The organism is Clostridium estertheticum (genome assembly GCF_018861295.1).
In the GTDB taxonomy this organism is placed as follows: domain Bacteria; phylum Bacillota; class Clostridia; order Clostridiales; family Clostridiaceae; genus Clostridium_AD; species Clostridium_AD estertheticum_D.
In genome coordinates this window covers 39,900-59,289 of record NZ_JAHLDM010000007.1, presented here as the reverse complement: position 1 = coordinate 59,289, position 19,390 = coordinate 39,900, and the positions used below count along the sequence as shown (strand labels likewise).

Annotated in this window: 20 protein-coding genes; 12 read left to right on the top strand and 8 right to left on the bottom strand. The window is 30.8% G+C overall.

Annotated elements, in window-relative coordinates; all coding sequences use genetic code 11:
* Positions 1-142: 142 nt before the first annotated feature.
* On the top strand, positions 143-691 hold the full coding sequence (locus tag KPL54_RS08980) for a PadR family transcriptional regulator (RefSeq protein WP_216106249.1): 549 nt from the start codon (positions 143-145) through the stop codon (positions 689-691).
* A gap of 82 nt (positions 692-773) precedes the next feature.
* Here the strand turns inward: KPL54_RS08980 and KPL54_RS08975 are convergent, their stop codons facing one another.
* From KPL54_RS08975 to KPL54_RS08965, 3 genes are all read right to left on the bottom strand, one after another.
* On the bottom strand, positions 774-1,349 hold the full coding sequence (locus KPL54_RS08975; protein WP_216106248.1) for a DUF6143 family protein: 576 nt from the start codon (positions 1,347-1,349) through the stop codon (positions 774-776).
* Between the two features lie 81 nt (positions 1,350-1,430).
* Entirely contained in the window at positions 1,431-2,366 is a 936-nt protein-coding gene (mmuM, locus tag KPL54_RS08970; protein ID WP_216106247.1) for a homocysteine S-methyltransferase, read from the bottom strand.
* A gap of 31 nt (positions 2,367-2,397) precedes the next feature.
* A complete protein-coding gene (locus KPL54_RS08965) occupies positions 2,398-3,906 on the bottom strand; it encodes an amino acid permease (RefSeq protein ID WP_216106246.1) in 1,509 nt (502 codons plus the stop codon).
* A 244-nt stretch (positions 3,907-4,150) separates the two neighbouring features.
* Between KPL54_RS08965 and KPL54_RS08960 the strand changes: the two genes are divergently transcribed.
* The 4 genes from KPL54_RS08960 to KPL54_RS08945 all read left to right on the top strand — a co-directional run bounded on the left by KPL54_RS08960 (position 4,151) and on the right by KPL54_RS08945 (position 9,225).
* Positions 4,151-4,843: a response regulator transcription factor gene (locus KPL54_RS08960; protein WP_216106245.1), complete on the top strand. Its 693-nt coding sequence runs from the start codon at positions 4,151-4,153 to the stop codon at positions 4,841-4,843.
* The gene (locus KPL54_RS08955) at positions 4,836-5,876 is read left to right on the top strand and encodes a sensor histidine kinase (RefSeq protein ID WP_216106244.1); all 1,041 of its coding nucleotides are present in this window, start codon (positions 4,836-4,838) and stop codon (positions 5,874-5,876) included. Before KPL54_RS08960 ends, KPL54_RS08955 begins: the two co-directional genes overlap by 8 nt.
* A gap of 113 nt (positions 5,877-5,989) precedes the next feature.
* Positions 5,990-6,670, top strand: a complete 681-nt coding sequence (locus KPL54_RS08950) for an ABC transporter ATP-binding protein (protein WP_216106243.1) — start codon at positions 5,990-5,992, stop codon at positions 6,668-6,670.
* Complete coding sequence (locus KPL54_RS08945) at positions 6,670-9,225, top strand: ABC transporter permease (protein WP_216106242.1); 2,556 nt, start codon at positions 6,670-6,672, stop codon at positions 9,223-9,225. Before KPL54_RS08950 ends, KPL54_RS08945 begins: the two co-directional genes overlap by 1 nt.
* Before the next feature lie 262 nt (positions 9,226-9,487).
* Here KPL54_RS08945 and KPL54_RS08940 read toward each other — a convergent pair whose 3' ends face one another.
* Entirely contained in the window at positions 9,488-9,754 is a 267-nt protein-coding gene (locus KPL54_RS08940; RefSeq protein ID WP_216106241.1) for a hypothetical protein, read from the bottom strand.
* Between the two features lie 245 nt (positions 9,755-9,999).
* On the opposite strand from KPL54_RS08940, the gene KPL54_RS08935 reads away from it, so the two are divergent.
* Genes KPL54_RS08935 through KPL54_RS08925 form a run of 3 tightly spaced genes read left to right on the top strand, consistent with a single transcriptional unit; the run spans position 10,000 to position 12,237 of the window.
* On the top strand, positions 10,000-10,719 hold the full coding sequence (locus tag KPL54_RS08935) for a lantibiotic protection ABC transporter ATP-binding protein (protein WP_216106240.1): 720 nt from the start codon (positions 10,000-10,002) through the stop codon (positions 10,717-10,719).
* Positions 10,712-11,458 (top strand): lantibiotic immunity ABC transporter MutE/EpiE family permease subunit, encoded by a 747-nt coding sequence (locus KPL54_RS08930; protein WP_216106239.1) that lies wholly within the window; start codon positions 10,712-10,714, stop codon positions 11,456-11,458. Before KPL54_RS08935 ends, KPL54_RS08930 begins: the two co-directional genes overlap by 8 nt.
* Before the next feature lie 2 nt (positions 11,459-11,460).
* Positions 11,461-12,237 carry a lantibiotic immunity ABC transporter MutG family permease subunit gene (locus tag KPL54_RS08925; protein ID WP_216106238.1) on the top strand — a complete coding sequence of 259 codons (777 nt, stop codon included), beginning with the start codon at positions 11,461-11,463 and terminating at the stop codon, positions 12,235-12,237.
* A 20-nt stretch (positions 12,238-12,257) separates the two neighbouring features.
* On the opposite strand, the gene KPL54_RS08920 is transcribed toward KPL54_RS08925, so the two are convergent.
* Entirely contained in the window at positions 12,258-13,067 is an 810-nt protein-coding gene (locus tag KPL54_RS08920) for a hypothetical protein (RefSeq protein WP_216106237.1), read from the bottom strand.
* Between the two features lie 166 nt (positions 13,068-13,233).
* Here KPL54_RS08920 and KPL54_RS08915 point away from each other — a divergent pair, with 166 nt between their 5' ends.
* Positions 13,234-13,500, top strand: a complete 267-nt coding sequence (locus tag KPL54_RS08915; RefSeq protein ID WP_216106236.1) for a hypothetical protein — start codon at positions 13,234-13,236, stop codon at positions 13,498-13,500.
* A 13-nt stretch (positions 13,501-13,513) separates the two neighbouring features.
* On the opposite strand, the gene KPL54_RS08910 is transcribed toward KPL54_RS08915, so the two are convergent.
* Positions 13,514-14,767, bottom strand: coding sequence for an MFS transporter (locus tag KPL54_RS08910; protein WP_216106235.1), 1,254 nt, complete (start codon positions 14,765-14,767; stop codon positions 13,514-13,516).
* A 257-nt stretch (positions 14,768-15,024) separates the two neighbouring features.
* Between KPL54_RS08910 and KPL54_RS08905 the strand changes: the two genes are divergently transcribed.
* A complete protein-coding gene (locus KPL54_RS08905; protein WP_216106234.1) occupies positions 15,025-15,927 on the top strand; it encodes a GNAT family N-acetyltransferase in 903 nt (300 codons plus the stop codon).
* A gap of 247 nt (positions 15,928-16,174) precedes the next feature.
* Here the strand turns inward: KPL54_RS08905 and KPL54_RS08900 are convergent, their stop codons facing one another.
* Both KPL54_RS08900 and KPL54_RS08895 read right to left on the bottom strand, forming a co-directional pair.
* The gene (locus KPL54_RS08900; RefSeq protein WP_253203408.1) at positions 16,175-16,603 is read right to left on the bottom strand and encodes a hypothetical protein; all 429 of its coding nucleotides are present in this window, start codon (positions 16,601-16,603) and stop codon (positions 16,175-16,177) included.
* A gap of 186 nt (positions 16,604-16,789) precedes the next feature.
* The gene (locus tag KPL54_RS08895; RefSeq protein WP_216106233.1) at positions 16,790-17,191 is read right to left on the bottom strand and encodes a pyridoxamine 5'-phosphate oxidase family protein; all 402 of its coding nucleotides are present in this window, start codon (positions 17,189-17,191) and stop codon (positions 16,790-16,792) included.
* A 128-nt stretch (positions 17,192-17,319) separates the two neighbouring features.
* Between KPL54_RS08895 and KPL54_RS08890 the strand changes: the two genes are divergently transcribed.
* Positions 17,320-17,655: a winged helix-turn-helix transcriptional regulator gene (locus tag KPL54_RS08890; protein WP_216106232.1), complete on the top strand. Its 336-nt coding sequence runs from the start codon at positions 17,320-17,322 to the stop codon at positions 17,653-17,655.
* A gap of 133 nt (positions 17,656-17,788) precedes the next feature.
* The gene (locus tag KPL54_RS08885) at positions 17,789-19,378 is read left to right on the top strand and encodes a hypothetical protein (RefSeq protein WP_216106231.1); all 1,590 of its coding nucleotides are present in this window, start codon (positions 17,789-17,791) and stop codon (positions 19,376-19,378) included.
* Positions 19,379-19,390: the final 12 nt, after the last annotated feature.

Genomic DNA, 19,390 nt, shown 5'->3' with positions numbered 1-19,390 from the left:
AAGACAATTATGTAATGCCTTTATATATATTATGCACTTTTATATTTAGGTATGTCAATACTAACATGTTATTTATATTATGTTGTACTTTACATTTAGATTAATTATGGTAAAATAATAAGAAAGAATGAGGTGTTGTTATATGAGAACTTTAAAATATGCAATTTTAGGATTAATAAATAGAAAACCATTAACTGGATATGATATAACGAAAGAATTTAATAGTGGGTTAGTGGAGTTTTGGTATGCTAATCATAGTCAAATCTATCCTGAATTAAAGAAACTAACTGATGAACGTCTAATTTCATATGAAATAATTATCCAAGGTGAAAAACTTGAAAAAAAATTATATACCATAACTGAAGAAGGAAAGACATGTTTGCAAAAATGGCTAAAGAAAGATGAACCTTTACAACACACTCCTAAAGATGTTTTTAGACTTAAAGCATTTTTTTGTGATGAAATATCTAATGAAGATTTAGTAAAGCAATTCCAAAGCGCATTAAACAAACATTTTAAGAGAGTAGAATATCTTGAAAATACTATGAAAGAACTTTTAAAGATAAATGATATATCAAAAGTATCTTCTCCAAGGTTTGGAGATTATATTGTTTTAAATGGTGCAATTATGAGAGAAAAAGCCTACATAGAATGGATTGAAGATTGTATAAAAAAGATCTTATGTAAATAGTTTAGCCTCATTAAATACAAGGAAGATGCCTTTCGGAAAGTTCCCTTGTATAGGATATATTAATGAAGATTAATATATTTTGTTAATCATTGCATTTGCAATTATTTTTAATCTTTTCCTCCCAAAAGCCAAAGGCTATCCTTCCTGAAGTTAAAAGCTCTGGTGTTTCTGGATTTGATAGAAATACTAAGAAGTTACCACCCTCACCAATGATTATTTTACCATTTTCACTTTCAACCAATGTCGTTTCAGGTTGTGCACGTCTTACGAAGGCCTTGATTCCTCCAGTGGGTTCACCTGTAACATTAGATGCATATTCTAGTCTTACCTTTGCTCTAGGTTGTGGCTTGATAAATAGGTTTGTAGGAGTTACAGGTGCATAGTTAACATCTGACTCAGGCGGAGTTGCATTAAACCAAAATTGCGCACGGAAAGCTGAGTCTGAAACATCAGTTACAGTCCACACATTTACATGCAAAATGACACCTGATTTAATTGGATTGTATAACCTTGCCCAGGCACTTGTACCTTCTCCAAATACTAAATTATCAGCATACCCAATAAAATATTGTCCAAGCGTTGATTCATATAGCTCTATGGGAATATTGACAGCTTTTAAAAGTGATTCATCGATATTTTTACACTTATTTTGATTCATTAAATTACCACCTCACTATATTGTATTTGTATTGATAAAATATAGTGACAAAGTAGAGGAATGATATACAAATATATAGAGCTATTTTCGAGCCCAATTAGCAATAGCTTTAATATCTTCAGGGGTTGTTCGACAGCAACCACCAATTAGCTGAGCACCTTTGTCAAACCAGTTTTTGGCACTACGACTATAGATTTCACTAGAGGAATTACCATGCCATGTTTTAGAGCAGGCATCATATTCTTCTCCTGAGTTTGGATAAACTACTATAGGTTTTTTAGAATTGTTTTTGATTTCTTCAATCAAGGATTGTATATGGTTAGGTGCGCTGCAATTTATTCCTATGGCAGCCACTTGAGTAAAGGAATCTAAATATTTGGCACAATCAGAAATCAATGTACCATCGCTTATCTGCAAATCATTTTTAGCGCTAAAGCTCATCCAACAATATACCTTTGGAAATTCTTTAAGTAGTTTAGTAATAGCTTTAGCCTCTATAAGACTAGGTATTGTTTCGCAAGCAAGAATATCTACACCTGCATCTACTAAAATTTTTATTCTTGGTCTATGAAATTCAATTAGTTCTTCTTCACCAATTTTATAATCCCCACGATATTCAGAGCCATCTGCAAGATAAGCACCATAGGGGCCTACAGAACCTGCAACTAATGGGGTTGGTCTATTTATTCTATGTAGTGGATCCTTCCAAAAATCATTTCTAGCTTTTATAGCAATAGTAGCAGATTTCTTAATAAGGGATATCGCTTCGAGTTTAGTGAAACCTTTTTCTACATATCCTTCAATAGTAGCTTGATAACTTGAGGTAATTGCACAGTCAGCTCCAGAAGCAAAATAGTCATAGTGTACTTTCTCTATTATTTCAGGATTCTGAGCAAGTATTTTTGCTGACCAGAGGGAATCATTAATGTCGCACCCTGATCGTTCAAGTTCTGTAGCTAAGGCACCGTCTAAAATAATTAATGGAAAATCTTTTAAAATATTGGTTATTGGATTCATAATAACTCTCCTTCTTTTTATAGATTAATTTTTATTCCGTTTCTTGATATTCTTTATGTTCAAAATCACATTCCATAAGAGGAACTATCTTGGTTTTCTTTATAAACTTATAACCAAAATAGAAAATTGCAAATAATGGAATAGTCATATAATTTGTAATAAAACTAAACCAATCGAATTTGGGTTCTTGAAATATCCATATGTTTGAGCCAAATATAACAATAGTACAAAGTATCATAGCCATAATTGGGCCGAATGGAAACCACTTAGCTCGATACTTTAAATCTTCAAGTTTTCTTCCTTGTGCAATATATGCTTTTCTAAATCTATAGTGGCATATGGCTATACCTAACCATGCAAAGAAAGCTGTAATACCAGAAATGTTAACTAGTGCATAGTATATTTTACCATCACCAACGAGAGATGCAAAAAAAGCTGAACAAGCAACAAGAGTTGTAAGGTAAAGCGCATTCATTGGAACACCCCTCTTATTTACTTTCCCAAAAAGTTTAGGTGCCTTTCCTTCCTTTGCCATTGAATAAAGCATACGTGATGAAGCATATAATCCCGAATTCCCTGCTGAAAGCACAGCTGTAAGAATAACTGCATTCATAAGGCTTGCAGCAAATGCTAAGCCTGACCTTTCAAACACCATAGTGAAAGGACTAAATGCTATTTGGTCTGTACCACTTTTTAAAAGGTTGGGATCATTAAAAGGAACTAGGAACCCAATTACTAGGATTGCACCAAGATAAAATAAAAGGATACGCCAGAAGACCATCTTGATGGCTTTTGGAACATTAACCTGTGGATTTTCACACTCACCTGCAGCAAGACCTACAAGTTCAGTACCAGAGAAAGAAAAGCCTGCGAGTAGAAACACATTTACCATTCCAAATATGCCACCTATGAAGGGGCCCTTATTGCCATTAACATCAGATAGTGTAAAGTTAGAGAAACCTGGCGAGTGTCCACCCATTATACCAAATATCATTAGAGTACCTACTATTATGAACGCAATTATTGTAATAACTTTAATACTGGAAAACCAATATTCACCTTCTCCATAAGCTCTTGCTGATGTAAGATTAAGTATAAATAGAACAACTAAGAATAATATACTCCACAAAGTTGCATTAGTATTCGGAAGCCAGAATTTTATAATTATGGATCCTGCGACTAATTCACAAGCCACGCATGTAGCCCAGCAAAACCAGTAGTTCCAACCTAAAGCAAATCCAAATGCAGGATCTACAAACCTTGTAGCATATGTTTCAAAGGAACCCGAAACTGGTAATAGTGTTGCCATCTCTCCAAGAGATGTCATTAAAAAATATACTAAAATACCCATAACACAATATGCGACAATTGCGCCACCGGGACCCGCTTTGCTTATTGTGCCGCCACTAAGTAAAAATAACCCAGTACCAATTGCACCACCAATTGCAATCATATTTAAATGTCTGGCTTGTAAACTCCTTTTGAGTTCACCATGGTGCTCCACTTCATTCTCTGTCTTTATTTCGACTTTTGTGCTCATTTGAAACCTCCTTGTTTTAAATGTTTATAAATTCTGAACATTTAACTATACTGATAAGTTTACCATTAATATGTAATCATGCAATACATATAATGCATATATGCTTAATACTTTTAAAGTTATCTTGTTAATATTTTCTTGATAATACAATATTAAACGATATATAATGTAAGATATGGACTCAAATGATAAATTTTAAATACCTTATTTGTGTCATTTGCCATAGAATAGAGAAGGTGATTTTTTGATAACAATACTTATAGTTGAAGATGATACTACTTTGAATAGTGGTATTATGCTGTCTCTGCGTCAGAATGATGTGGATATTTATCAAGCATATAATGTAAAACAAGCTAAACAAATACTATGTGAGAAAAAAACAGAGTTAATCATACTTGACGTTAATTTACCAGATGGAAGTGGATTTGAACTTTGTAAAGAAATTAGACAAGCATCCCAAGTGCCTATTATTTTTTTAACTGCAAATGATATGGAAATTGATATAGTCACAGGTCTGGAAATTGGTGGAGATGATTATATTATAAAGCCTTTCAGCCTCATAGTTCTGCGTGCAAGAGTAAGGGCAATATTAAGGCGTGTTAGGGATATAAAATTTGATAATAAAATTACAATAGATAATATGGTGTTTAATTTTGATGCCATGGTATTTACTAAAAATGGTGAAGTCCTTGTATTGAGCAAGACAGAACAGAAACTTTTGAAATTTTTATTAAATAATAAGGGCAGTATTTTATCAAGATCTCAGCTTGTGGATAAGGTTTGGAGTGATGGATCAGAGTATGTTGATGAAAATGCTTTAACTGTGAGCGTAAGCAGACTTAGAAATAAAATAGAGGATAATCCCAATTCTCCTAAATATATAAAAACAATATATGGAATGGGATATATGTGGGTTGGAGGAGAATCTTTTGAATAAAATTACAGAAAATTCATTTAAAAGAATTTATATTATTTTTGGATCAGTATTTGCTTTTTTTACTGTAGCAATTGCCATATTTTTATTATGTATATACGATACTACAGAATCGTTTATGCTAATCGTATTTACATATTTCATGGTGGTGATACTTTTAGCATATATTTTTATAACTGTGTTGGGTAAAAAAGTAACTAGGTCTATTAAGACTATTGATGATATTATGGATAATGCAATAAGTGGTAAAAAAAATATGTATACAGGATATGAGGAAGATATATTTTCAGCTTTTGAGGGTAAAATGTATCGATTTATTGCCATGTCAAAATTCGCAACAGATGAGATTGAAAATGAGCGCAATAAAATAAAAAGCCTTATTTCAGATATCTCTCATCAGACTAAAACACCTGTGGCAAATATCATGCTTTATTCTGAACTTATGCTTGATGGTCATAAGCTAAATCAAGAGCAAAAAGAGTTAGCAAGTGGAATAAAGCTCCAGTCCGAAAAACTTAGATGGCTTATAGAATCTCTTGTAAAAATGTCACGTCTTGAAACAGGAATTATAAGTTCGGTTAATAAGACTTTAATGCCAGTCTTTCAAACTATCAGTACCTCAATTGGGACGATATTTTCATATGCTGAGAAAAAGAATATACAAATCAAGGTATGTTGTGATGAAAGTATAAAGGCATACCATGATGTTAAATGGACAAGTGAAGCGTTTGTAAATATACTAGAAAATGCTATTAAATATACACCAGAGTGGGGTGGAATTGATATAATAGTCATCCGATATGAGATGTTTACTCGTATAGATATAAAAGATACAGGTATAGGCATAAATGAGGGTGAGCTTAATTTTATATTTAAGCGATTTTATAGAAGTGCTGATGTAGCACAATATGATGGTGTTGGCATAGGGCTTTACCTTACACGAGAGATAATTTCCTCTGAGGGTGGATATATTAAAGTTAAATCTAAACTTAATAAGGGCTCCGTATTTTCCGTATTCTTGCCTAATACAAAATAGATATCAAATATTGCAGAACTGTTATATTTGAGAAAGTAGTTTGTTAGATTTAATTGATATAGTATATACATACCTACCTGGGTATAAATCAATATTTTTAGGGAGGAATTATTATGGCAGTATTACAGACGAAAAGTTTGAAAAAGTATTATGGAAACGGTGGAAATATGGTAAAAGCTTTAGATGATGTAGATTTAAGTATAGATCAGGGTGAGTTTGTTGCAATTGTAGGAACATCAGGTAGTGGTAAAAGCACTCTTTTACATATGTTGGGAGGGCTTGATAGGCCAACTTCAGGAACAGTGGAAGTTGAAGGCTCAGATATATTTAAATTAAATGATGATAAACTTACAATATTTCGCCGGCGAAAGATAGGGTTTATATTTCAAAATTATAACTTGCTTCCTATATTGAATGTTTATGAAAATATTGTTCTTCCCATTGAACTGGATGGAAACACTGTTGATAAAGAGTATTTAAACAGTATAATATCTGTTCTTGGAATTCAAAGTAAGATTAAGTCTTATCCAAATAATCTTTCAGGAGGACAGCAGCAACGGGTGGCTATTGCAAGAGCTTTAGCTACAAGACCGGCTATTATTCTCGCAGATGAGCCCACAGGGAATCTTGACAGTAAAACAAGCCTTGATGTATTGGGACTTCTAAAAGCCACAGGGAAACGTTTTAATCAGACCATAGTTATGATAACTCATAATGAGGAAATAGCACAAATGGCGGATAGTATTATAAAAATTGAAGATGGAAGAATTGTGAATAGGCTGGTGAATGATTAATGATAGCTACACCAAATAAGAGGACTATTCGTAATCTTTCCATTAAAAGTCTGAAAGCAAATAAGCTAAGAAATATATTTGCGGTAATGGCAATAGCATTAACCACTATATTATTTACAAGCTTACTAACAATCGGAATAAGCATGAATAAATCTCTACAGGAAAGTAGTATGCGTCAGGTGGGAGGAAGTGCTCACGGTAGTTTTAAATATTTAACAAAAAATGAATTTGATCATATAAAAACCCATAAGCTTATTAAAAATATTGAATATTCAGTATCAGTTGGTTTTGCAAAAAATAATGAGCTTTCCACAAGACAAACTGAAGTAAGATATGCAACAAATAAGGAAGCAGAATATATGTTTGATCTTCCTACAAAAGGGAGAATGCCACAAAACGAAAATGAAATAGCTTTGGATACTATAGTCCTTGATAAGCTTGGTGTACCACATGAAATAGGAAGAAAGGTGACATTAACATATACTATAAATGGCAAACAAGCTACAGATAAATTTATTCTATCAGGATACTGGAAAGGAGATAGTGTGACTCCTGCAAGTATGGCATGGGTATCTGAGAAATTTTTAAAATCAAAGCTTGATGATATAGATTATAAATATGTAGAAAGTCATATTAAAGAAACTGGAAATTTTACAGGACTTATATTTGCAGATGTAATGTTTTCAAATAGTTTTAATGTGGAGAATAAGCTTTTGAAAATTTTAAAGGATAACGGATATAAAGAGGCAAATATACCAGTAGGTGTAAATTGGGCTTATACTTCAGGACAAATCACATCTAATTTAGGTACCATTGCTGCTCTTATAGGTGTTATGCTGCTTATTATGTTAAGTGGATATCTTATTATCTATAATATATTTTATATTTCAGTGGCAAACGATACTAAATTTTATGGTGTGCTTAAAACCATAGGAACCACATCAAAACAGATAAGAAGTATTGTTAAAAGGCAGGCAATAACACTTTCTATTATAGGAATACCCATAGGACTAGTTATAGGATATATAATGGGATCAGTGCTTATACCATTTGTAATGCAGATTGTAAATGTTACACATACTGAAATATATTTTAACCCTCTTGTATTTATAGCAGCATCATTATTTTCACTTGTTACTGTGATTATAAGTTGCCGAAAGCCACAAAAGATAGCTGCAGAAATATCACCCATTGAGGCAGTCAGGTATACGGATGTTCAGGACAATGGGAAAAGGAAGGATAAAGATTCAACTAATGGTGTTAGAATTTACAAAATGGCGTTCTATAATGTGTTCAGAAATAAGAAAAAGGCTATAGTTGTAATGATTTCACTCTCACTTAGCATAATACTTTTTAATAGTGTTTATACAATAGTCAAAGGTTTTAATATGGATAAATATGTTGGTGAATTTATGAGCAGCGATTTTGTTATAGCTGCTGCGGGTTATTTTAATCCTTCTGTTGGATATAAAGGGCAGGATACCTTAAAAGAAAAAACGGTGGATAAAATAAGTTCTTTGAAGGGAGTAAAAAGCGCTGGAAGAATATATTTTAAAGAGTGCGAACATAAGCTAACAGACAAATCATTAAAATGGCTTAAAGGTGCTCTTAAAAGTGAGATTGCCATAAAGGATAAATCTGGTTCTACAGAAGAAACAAATAAAATATTAGAAAGTAAAGAAATGAAATTAGAGCTTTATGGACTTGATAAGCTTATATGGAATAAATTTAAAATTTATAAAGGGATATTTGATGCTGAAAAATTTGCAACAGGTAATTATATTATAATTGGAGCACCCAATATTTATGGAACTTCAGGTACAGAAAGTTATTATGATGTTGGTGAAGATTTTAAAATGGCATATGATGATGGAACAGAAAAGACCTATAAAGTAATGGCAATAGGTGATATACCATTTAATCTTTCTATAAAGCGTGCAGATCCTCAGGCAGTGCAGATTTCTATTCCATCTGATGATTTCAAAGCTCATGTTAAGAAACCTGTCATAATGACAGCATCATTTGATGTGGAAAAGAAAGATATCCTAAGTGTTGAAAAGTATATTGAAAATTATGTAAAAACAAAAGAGCCTGCACTTAGTTATATGTCAAAAAATCTTTATGAGAAGGAATTTGCAAAAACTCAGTCTACTTATAATGTAGTAGGATATTCACTCAGTTTTGTAATTGCATTGATTGGAATACTTAATTTTGTTAATTCTATGGCTACAAGCATAATATCCAGAAGAAAGGAGCATGCAATGCTGCAAAGTATAGGTATGACTGGCAGACAGCTTTATAAGATGCTTTTATTTGAAGGATTATATTATGCTTTGTTTACTATTTTAATCGTTGTTACATTTGGCACGGCATTTAGCTATATTATTGTTAAGGTTATTGCAGGAGGCATTTGGTTTTTCAGCTATCACATTACACTTGTACCAGTAGCAATTTGTCTACCATTTCTTATAGTGATGTCTGTAGTTATTCCTATTATATGTTATAAGACTACAAGTAAGAGGAGTATAGTGGAAAGATTAAATGAAATACAATAATATTAATTAAATAAAATCCATACTAAGACATTTTGGACAAATGTCTTGAAACTTGAACTTTAAGGATTAACGTTAAAAAAGCATTATGATAAAATTTGTCATAATGCTTTTTTAGTATTGAAATATTAGCTTGTCCACTATATTAGCGAATTATGTAATGAAATTAGGTATAGTTATCGCAATTTATAGAAATATAGCTAGGTAATAAATATTTAACTAGCTATATTGTTTTGTTTTATATATTAAAATAGTTATATTTTATTTATACTATTGTCTCAATATTAACGAGCTTAGGTTCAGTACCAGCAGGTGTTGCAGAAACATATATTTTTACTAGTCCAGTTTTAGGTGTTAATGTTACAGTAGTAGACTTAGCTATAAATACATAGTTAACTCCATTTACAACTTGAGTAGCAACTACTATAGGTTCAAAAGTAGAACCTACGAAGCCCTTTAGAGCAATACCAAGTACTTTTTTATTTTCTTTACTAACAGGTTCTTGAATTGTCCATCCCCCACAAACTTTCATCTCATTCCCTCCTTATTATTTTACTTGAATGTACGTAAATAATTATATATCTTTGATAGGTTTTCTATATACAAACAATATATGGATTTTGTTGTTTAAGTGTGATTGGATAAAATTAAAAATATTTACTTTATAATACAATATTAAACGATATTAAACGATATATAAAGTATATTTCAAATCCTTATAAAATCCTTATAATTGCTTGCTATTATAAAACTATAGTAAAGGAAAGGGTGATAAATATGGATTCTTATATTTTGAAAACAGAAAAATTGTGTAAAAAGTTTGGGAAACAACAGGTAGTTAACAATATTTCACTAATGGTTGAAAGGAATTCTATCTATGGGCTACTTGGTCCTAATGGTGCAGGAAAATCAACAACATTAAAAATGATAACAGGGCTTTTACGTCCAACCTCCGGTAATATAATATTCGATGGACATCCATGGAATAGAAAAGATTTAAAAGATATTGGAGCATTAATTGAATCTCCGGCACTCTATGGTAATCTTACTGCTAAGGAAAATCTCAAAGTACACACTAAATTGTTAGATTTGCCTGATTCACAAGTACATGAGGTACTTGAAATTGTGGATTTAAAAAATACGGGTAAGAAAAGAGCATCACAGTTTTCAATGGGTATGAAACAACGTTTGGGAATTGCCATTGCGCTTTTAACTCATCCAAAACTTCTAATTTTGGATGAACCCACCAATGGACTCGATCCTATTGGAATACAAGAACTTCGGGAATTGATTCGTTCTTTTCCGTCTCAGGGTATTACGGTGATTTTGTCAAGCCATATGCTTTCAGAAGTAGATCAAGTTGCTCAGCACATTGGTATTATCAGCAATGGGATACTAGGCTATCAGAATGAAATTCATAAAGATGATGATTTAGAAAAACTATTTATGAAAATTGTGAAAAAAAGTAGAAAAGAGGAGGATGCATCTAATGATTAATTATTTGCAATCTGAAAATTTAAAATACAAGCGAACATTCTCTCGAAAGCTCATTGTCATGGCTCCATTATTTTTTATATTATATGCATTACTTACTATGGCAAATATGGGAACTGAAAATAATTATTTTATTATTATGGTTTTTAACTGGTGGCCACTTATATTTATGCCTATTGGTTCTGCACTACTTTCTTCTCTTTCTGATGCTAAAGAAAGAAAAGCTGGAAATTATAGAGGATTACGTTCACATAATGTAAGGAGCATAAGATTGTGGCTTAGTAAAAATGCTATTATCGCCTTCTATATGTTTTTATCATCTATAATTCTCATAGCCGTTGTCTTTCTATATAGTTTTTTAAAATCAGGAAATATGGCTCCATTTTTGAAAATTTGTGAAGCGAGTATGGTAATTTGGATTACATCGGTTGGTTTGATTCCGATTTATTTGTTCCTAGCAACATGGTTAGGCATGGTTGCTTCAATTGGAAGTGCTTTAATTGGACTTTCAGCAGGCGTTATTATGGCTAATGGCCCATCATGGATATTTGTGCCTTGGAGCTGGCCATTGCGTTTAATGTGTCCTATTGTTCATGTACACCCAAGTGGTGCTCCTCTTCAGAATGGGGATATATTAATGAATCCATCTGTTATTCTGATTGGTATTATTGTATCGATTGTATTTTTAATTATAACATCTTTACTCACCTCAATCTGGTTTTCTAAAAGGGAGGTACGTTAACTTTGAATATATTTAAATGTATCTCTGCTGATTGGATGAAAACAAAGCGGACTGCAATTAGACTTATTTTTACTTCTATACCCATTGCTTATTCTATTTTAATGTTATTATATTTTTCAAACAATAAAATACAATATGTAATGTATGATGGATTTTTTAAGGTGATTTCAGTTTTTCTCCCCCTTTTGGTAAGTTTAATTTCAGGGTTTATTGGTATGCAGGAAGAAGGTGCAGGAAATTTTAGCATAATTCTAAGTTCGACTGTTCCAAGAACAACAAGTTATCTTAGCAAACTTTTTCTACTTGAGTTTATGACCACTATTTCCATTTTTCTTTCTACTTCTATGTTTTTACTTGGAATGAAGTTTATTTTGCATATAGAAAACATACAATATAGTTTATTTTTTCAAGGTTCATTGCTAACGGTTATTGGTTGCCTATTTTTGTATGTATTTTATCTGTTTTTAAGTTTTGCATTTGGAATGGGAGTTTCAATTGCATTAGGTGGCGCAGGATTTTTAATTGCTGCAATTATGGGCGCAACTGTAGTAGGTGATAAAATATGGAAGTTTGTTCCTTGGACATGGCCAGCGCGCCTTTCAATCATCCCAGAAAGCCTTATGCCTGGGATACAACTTCCTATAGGGTTAGCTCCATCACAAGTTCTTACGTGGCTCTATGGAAGATACCTTCCATTGGTATTCCTAGTCACAATTATGCTGATAATTGCTAGCCTTATTTGGTTCAATAGGTGGGAAGGTAGAAAGTCCTATGAATAATAATTTTTCGAAATTTTTGTTTATTTGTTTAAAGGGTGAGCGTATAATTCAGAAATCCTAATATAAAGTAATTCCTGATGCAACATTTTTTTATCTTTTGTATATGCACTTATTCCACCTATTTTAAACAAATCATCTATTGAACTTTTTGCAGATGAGTACTCTTTTATAAAATTACTATATGCAATTGATTTTGCATCATCTACTTTTTCTATAGATTTTTGCACTGGATTTAACATTCTTTCTTCAATTATAGAAGGGTTCTTAAGTAAAGTTGATACACTAACATTGTTTGAAAAGTGCTTATCATTATTTTCTTTGTCTGTATTATTTGGTTTAGTGTCATCTAATTTTCCAAAATCTAGTGTTATATTAAGACTCTTAGACAATATAACACTAGTTTTACCATCAGATCCAGTTAGCGTAATTGTCTTATCTCCTAATACATTATTTTCTTCTTTTTGATTCATAAGACTGCCTAAATTATTTAATAATTCCTCTGCTTGTTTTTCAATTTTTGACTTATCATTTTCACTCAAATCAGAACTTGCATATTGTTTTGATAGCTCTTTGAGTTGGTTGCCTATATCTTTTATATTGTCTAACCCTACCTCTTTTTCTTGTAAAGTTGACATTCCAATTTCTATTTGTTGTTCTGAATTTTGACTAAGTGCAAATTGAGTATTCATATTCCTTATTTTCTGTTTCATAATTTCTTCAGAACTTAAATTTTTGTTATTGGTAATAATATTTTTGTTACTTACTACCTTTTGAAGTTGTTGGTTACTAATATTATTTATATATGGATTTTTTACATTTCCAATAATCATTTTATATTTTCCCCCTTTAAATAAGATCTAAAAAAACAAATCATATTATAGTTATCGAAATAAAAATATTAAACATTAGGTTTTAAGAAAGAAATTTTTGAATAAAATAACTTATAATTGAAATTATGATATAATATAGTATAAAAATAAACTACAATATAGAAATATGAAAGGCGAGGAAAAAGAAATTATAAATCAATCAGATAGAGACAATCTAATTGATTTAATTAATAGTTTGAAAATTACAAAGTCAGGTGTGGAACTACGGGATGGAATAGGCTTTGGTGTTATAATAATATATTCAAATGGAGAGAAGTTCTCAGCCAGTTTTTTGGCTTCAAGTATGGTTTACTTAATTGATGACAAGAGTATTTGTTGTGACATAGACAAAAATATTGTTAATGATTTAAGAAATTGTTACGATAAAAATTAGTGTAAAATCTTTTTTATTTTCTATCTTTTGCATTCGAAAATATGTTAATTTTCAATGACCCAAGTACTGTAATCATCAAAACAAGTGCCACGAAACCACAACCGAAAAATCCTAAATTAGGTCCGAATTTTTCTGTAATGGTGCCTGCAAAAAGATTTCCAAGAGGGGTGGTTCCATTATTAGCCAAGGAATAAACGCTCATTACTCTACCTCTGTAATCATCACTTGTGTTTAACTGAATTGTTGAATTTACTGAAGTTGAAAAAGCTACTGTGAAAAATCCGACTAATGCGAGCATTAGCGAAGACATTAAGTAAGAATGTGTAAACAGCAAAACAGTTTGAGATAAACAAACTAATATTGAACTACCATAGAGCAACTTCTTATTTGGACCTTTTCTAGTAGTAGTTATAACGGTTAAAGCTGCGAAAAGAGAACCTACTCCCATGACTGATAAAAGAGTACTATATCCACCAGCTCCTTGATGAAGAACTATTGTAGAAAAGACAGGAATAATGACATCAGAATTCATAGAGAAGGTTCCTACTGCAAACATGGATAACACTGCTGCTAAAATTGTTTTATTTGATATAATATACTTTAAACCCTCATTTATACCTAAAAACATGTTACCACTTTGTTTTCTTATATATGAACGAGTTGGTTTAATCAAAACGATACCTATAATTACAGCTATAAAGCTTAAACCATTAAAAAAGAAGCATAGTGCGGTTCCAAAACGTACCATTAAATAGCCTGCAATTGCTGGTCCTATAATTCTTGCCACATTAAACACAGAGGAATTTAGTCCAATGGCATTTATTATGTTTTTCTTTTCAACCAATTCTGGTATAAAAGATTGTCTTGTAGGCATATCTAGCGTATTTACAAAACCCATTATGATTGCAATAACAAGTACGTGCCAATAGTGTACTTTACCACTCCATACTAGAAAGGATAGTGTAAAGGCTAACATCATCAAAATGCTTTGAGTAAATATAAGCACTTTTTTCTTGTTAAATCTATCTATAAACACACCTGCAAATAGAGAGAAGAAAAGAACTGGGGTAAATTGGGCCACACCTAAAAGTCCTAATAATAATGGGGATTTTGTAATACTATATACTAACCATTGCTGAGCTGTTCGTTGCACCCAAGTGCCGAGTAGAGATATACACTGTCCGGTCCAAAAATACATAAAGTTTTTTTCCTTAAGTGCTGGAAAAGTATTACCTAAATTTCTTCTAACTACAGATAAGCTACTCATTAATATCTCCCTTTTTAGATAAAAACTTTTTTTATTTACAGTTCAAATTCATAATCATAATATGCTTTGGTTTTAATAAATTCAATTTTACATTTGACAACATATTATTAATATAACTAATATTAATAATAGTACCGGCATTAATATTAGTCAATTTATTGAAAATTATAAATTGTAATTATAAAACATATATGGTATTTTAAAATTGACTGTATATTAATATAAATAAATTATTCATATAAAAAGGAGATTAGAAAATGTCAGAAAAAATATTAAATCAAACTATTTGTTTAAAACAATACATATCAGAAAGGGAGTATAAAGAAATAAGTCAACTAGAAGTACTTTGTACTTTGAAAGACAAAACCAATTTAAAATTAGAATTAGATTATAAAGTAAGTGTAACCAAAAATGATTATATAGGTTTAAAGGAAATTAATGAATATTTATATTATGTAGAAGATGTTTTAGTGGCCTACCTTGGTATTTCAAGCTTTGGAGGCAATAATGGTGAAATTAATGGTATGACTCATCCAGACTTTCGTAGAAAAGGCTTATTTACAAGGCTCCTTAAACTTGCAACAGAGGAGTGCCAGAAAAGAAACTTTAATAATATATTTCTATTATCAGATGGTAAATCGAGGTCAGGGACCCTTTTTATAAAGGCTGTATGTGGGAAATATGATTTTTCGGAGTATAGAATGAAGTTACTTAACAAAACTATTTTAGAAAACATAAATTCAATTAGTTTAAGAAAAGCTGAGAAAACAGACAAAAGGGAAATAGCGAGACAAAATGAAATATTTTTCTATGGTTCAGAAGAGGGTGAAAGTTTTCCAGAGGAAGAGGAAATCATAAATATGAAAACATATATGATTGAATTAAATAAGGCCATTATAGGTAAAATTAGGATAGAACATAGCGATAATTCTGCATTTATATGTGGGTTTGGAATATTGTCAAATTTTAGAGGTAAAGGTTATGGGAAACAAGCTTTAAAAGAAGTTTTGCGTATAATTAATGAAGAGAACATAAATGATGTAGAATTGGATGTGGAATCCAAAAACAACAATGCACTTAATTTATACAAAGTTTGTGGTTTTGAGGAAATGTCTGTAATGAATTATTATAGGTTTAACGATATTTCAGATATTTTATAAAAAATCGTATAATAATGATTTGTAAATGTAGAGGCGAGAATTAATTTGAAAACAATTGGTTTAATAGGGGGAATGAGTTGGGAGTCAGGTAGAAAAAAACGAATGCGCTAAGTACGCATCCGTTTAATCAACATTAAATTTAACGTTTACAAGATATGAAGGAAGATATAGCTTTTGGCACGGTTTATTCATAAATTACTGGTTACTCTTTTAACAAAGCGCTTCAATCATCATAATTCAATATTGTTTATTTACCAATAAAAGTTCCCATACCATTATCTCCATTGTAATTAGGTGCTCCTTTAACTGTTACATAACAAATTATTAGCATATACTGTGCACCTCTAGGAATAACGTGATTAAAAGTTAATATAAATGTTCTCGCTGAGCCATTTTTAGAATTTATTTTAACAAAACTATCCGTAAGTGAATTTCTAGTATTCACACTAGCGTTTCTACCAGGTGTAGCTATATCTTTAGGTATAACATTCATTGTATCCTTGATCCAGTAATTAGTTGATTTCGTTCCTAGCTTTACATCGACATCTATGTCATAGCTAATTTCAATTTGGAAAGGTGAAACCTGTTCTAATTTTACTAGCATTGGAATAGGTAATATCACAACATCTTTTTTACTATCATCGCTCTGCATAGGATCTTTTAAATATGTCTTCAATAATTACACCTCATTAAGAATTGTTAGATATATTAATAGTATATGAAGTGAGCTAATAACTGTGATAGCAGATGACAGACATAATTTTAGATGGAGACATTTTATCTCCACACTTACATTTAATTCAATAAGTTATAACTGTTACCAAAGTATATAACCAACAACCTGGCTTACGGGTGGATTGATTTATATATATAGTGAGAATGTTTCAGGCTGAGCTGTAAAAGAAGAAATAGTAGCTGTTCCTTTTGTAAAGTATAAAACTGCAAAAATTCCATCATCAATGTTATACATAGTCTTTAAAGATGGAACAGCTTGAAGTGCCAATTCTTTTACTTCACGTCTGTCATCATTTGCAACTTCTCCAGTAACACGAATCCATTGTCCTTTTTTATTCATACCAGACATCTCAACTTTAGGATTTTTTAACATTTGTTTAAAACATTTTTTTGTATTGTTTGTGACAATGTATAATTTTCCTTCATATTCAAAGACAGCACCAAATGGTCTGACTCTTGGTTGGTCACCTTCAGTAGTCGCTAAGTAAAAAATACCACTCTCTTGTAAAAATTCTAATGCTTTATTCATAATTATTGCTCCTCTCATATATGTGTGTTAAGATTGATTACACACTAATAATACCATGTATATCAAAAACAACAAGTACGATCTTTTGATGATGTAAGTATCTAATAGATACTGAGGAGGAAACTATGATGGAGAGTAAAAATAGTCTTTTTGGGAAATGCCCATATTTTACAGCGCAAAAAATATTTTCGGGAAAATGGTCAATATTAATTTTGTATCATTTGAGTGATGGAGCATTACGCTATGGCGAGTTACAAAGAGGAATAGGTGATATCACTCAGTCTACATTAACAAAGCAATTAAGAATGTTAGAAGATTATGGATTGATTAGTCGACATGTTTATTCGGAAATTCCACCAAAGGTGGAGTATTCACTAACTGATTTAGGAAAAGCGTTCGATCCAGTATTAGAACAGTTTAGAATTTGGGGAGATAAATATATTGAATCTCTTAAAAATAAATAAGGTAAATTAAGGCTATAGAAAAGCAATAAAACATACTATTAGTATATAATATAACATATTTATGATGCAATTGACAGTTAATGGGTGATATGCTATTCTTTTACTAAGTATGTAAAAAGGATAGGTGAGCACATTGAGAAAAATTAATGCTCTAATTAAATATGAAGTTATTAATTTAAAAAGAGGAAAACTTATATGGGTTATTGCTGCTTTATATGCTTTTGGTATTCAGCAAATAATAAGTAGCATGAAATTAGGAGACGTCACATTTTTATCAGTAGTTGGGCTAATTAAAGATTCTTGGCTACCATTAAATTTGATTATGGTACCTATTTTGCTATTGTGCATGAAAATTGGACAAAGTCACAATGATATTTTTGAAATCATAGATATTTCTCATAGAAAAATAATGTTAAGCAAACTTCTAACATTATCAATGATTGAAGGATTCGTTTTGATTTTAAATATAATAATACTTGTGGCAGTTGGGATGATTTGTAAGGTTTCTATAGGGTATTTTTTATATCAAAGCATAGGGTATATTATTAATACTATAGTTTTCTTAGTGGTATGCACTTGTGTTGGGCTATTTATAGGACAAACTATTAGCAAGTATCTGGGGGAGGTAATAGGGTTTATATCCGTAATTTTAGTATTTTTAATATTATGCAACTTTTATAAAACATCAAATATTATAGTTCCTCTTATTAATATAAGAACATTTCCAAGTGTTTTTGATGTTATAAGTTATGATAAGAGCTATTTATATCATAATATCTTATGGTTAATCATTTCATTTAGTTTATTAATATTACCTTATGCTTACCAATACAGAAAAAAGGAAAATAGAAAAAACACTTTATTTCGTATGGGAGCATTATCTTTAATTCTTATTTTATGTATATGTTTAGGTAGGGGTATATATTTAATGAGACCCAGTTATTATGATATAACATCAAGAAATGAAGATATAGCGGCTAAATATAGTGATAATAAAGATGGAACTTTCTTTGGTGAAAGGAAATGTGGCTATTATATTGATAAATATAATATGAATCTCGATATTAGTAATAAATTAAAGAATGATTGTGAAATGGAAATAAAAGTTAATAAATCTGGAGTTAATTCTTTAGAATTAGGATTATATGAAAAATTAGATATATCTAAAATAGAAGTTCAGGGAAAAAAATTGAAATTTAAAAGGACTAACCACAGCTTTATAGTAACGCTTCCAAGAGAATATACAAAGAATGAAATAGTAAACATGAAAGTATCTTATGAAGGAGAAATAAACACAAGTTGGGTACAAGGGGAAGAGTTATTTTATGTGAGGGATAATTCGTTTTTTTTGGCTGATGTTTTTGAATGGTATCCAAAATTAAATGATGATACAGATAAAGAATATAATATAAATATAAAGTATGCTGGAAAAAACAAAATATATTCTAACCTAAATGAAAAAAGTAAAGCAAATCAATATGAATTTCAAGGGAAAGATAGGGAAGTTGTTTTAATAAGTGGTAATATATCAGATAGAACGTATAAAGGGTATTTGTTTATTGGTAATGAAGAATATATTAATAGCAACAATAAATGTAATGATGTAATTGATTATCTTAAAACAAAAAGAAACCCAATAAATAGAATCTTACTATCACCATTTATTCCAGGAATTAAAATGGATAAGCCTTATGAAAAAATGTTTTTATATTCAGTAAACTGATAGAGTGAGGAG

What these genes read in the sequence shown, in the direction of transcription:
- KPL54_RS08980 (WP_216106249.1), top strand. Translation starts at nt 143, where the DNA reads ATGAGAACTTTAAAATATGCAATTTTAGGATTAATAAATAGAAAACCA.
- KPL54_RS08975 (WP_216106248.1), bottom strand. Translation starts at nt 1,349, where the DNA reads ATGAATCAAAATAAGTGTAAAAATATCGATGAATCACTTTTAAAAGCT.
- mmuM (WP_216106247.1), bottom strand. Translation starts at nt 2,366, where the DNA reads ATGAATCCAATAACCAATATTTTAAAAGATTTTCCATTAATTATTTTA.
- KPL54_RS08965 (WP_216106246.1), bottom strand. Translation starts at nt 3,906, where the DNA reads ATGAGCACAAAAGTCGAAATAAAGACAGAGAATGAAGTGGAGCACCAT.
- KPL54_RS08950 (WP_216106243.1), top strand. Translation starts at nt 5,990, where the DNA reads ATGGCAGTATTACAGACGAAAAGTTTGAAAAAGTATTATGGAAACGGT.
- KPL54_RS08945 (WP_216106242.1), top strand. Translation starts at nt 6,670, where the DNA reads ATGATAGCTACACCAAATAAGAGGACTATTCGTAATCTTTCCATTAAA.
- KPL54_RS08940 (WP_216106241.1), bottom strand. Translation starts at nt 9,754, where the DNA reads ATGAAAGTTTGTGGGGGATGGACAATTCAAGAACCTGTTAGTAAAGAA.
- KPL54_RS08935 (WP_216106240.1), top strand. Translation starts at nt 10,000, where the DNA reads ATGGATTCTTATATTTTGAAAACAGAAAAATTGTGTAAAAAGTTTGGG.
- KPL54_RS08930 (WP_216106239.1), top strand. Translation starts at nt 10,712, where the DNA reads ATGATTAATTATTTGCAATCTGAAAATTTAAAATACAAGCGAACATTC.
- KPL54_RS08920 (WP_216106237.1), bottom strand. Translation starts at nt 13,067, where the DNA reads ATGATTATTGGAAATGTAAAAAATCCATATATAAATAATATTAGTAAC.
- KPL54_RS08915 (WP_216106236.1), top strand. Translation starts at nt 13,234, where the DNA reads ATGAAAGGCGAGGAAAAAGAAATTATAAATCAATCAGATAGAGACAAT.
- KPL54_RS08910 (WP_216106235.1), bottom strand. Translation starts at nt 14,767, where the DNA reads ATGAGTAGCTTATCTGTAGTTAGAAGAAATTTAGGTAATACTTTTCCA.
- KPL54_RS08905 (WP_216106234.1), top strand. Translation starts at nt 15,025, where the DNA reads ATGTCAGAAAAAATATTAAATCAAACTATTTGTTTAAAACAATACATA.
- KPL54_RS08895 (WP_216106233.1), bottom strand. Translation starts at nt 17,191, where the DNA reads ATGAATAAAGCATTAGAATTTTTACAAGAGAGTGGTATTTTTTACTTA.
- KPL54_RS08890 (WP_216106232.1), top strand. Translation starts at nt 17,320, where the DNA reads ATGGAGAGTAAAAATAGTCTTTTTGGGAAATGCCCATATTTTACAGCG.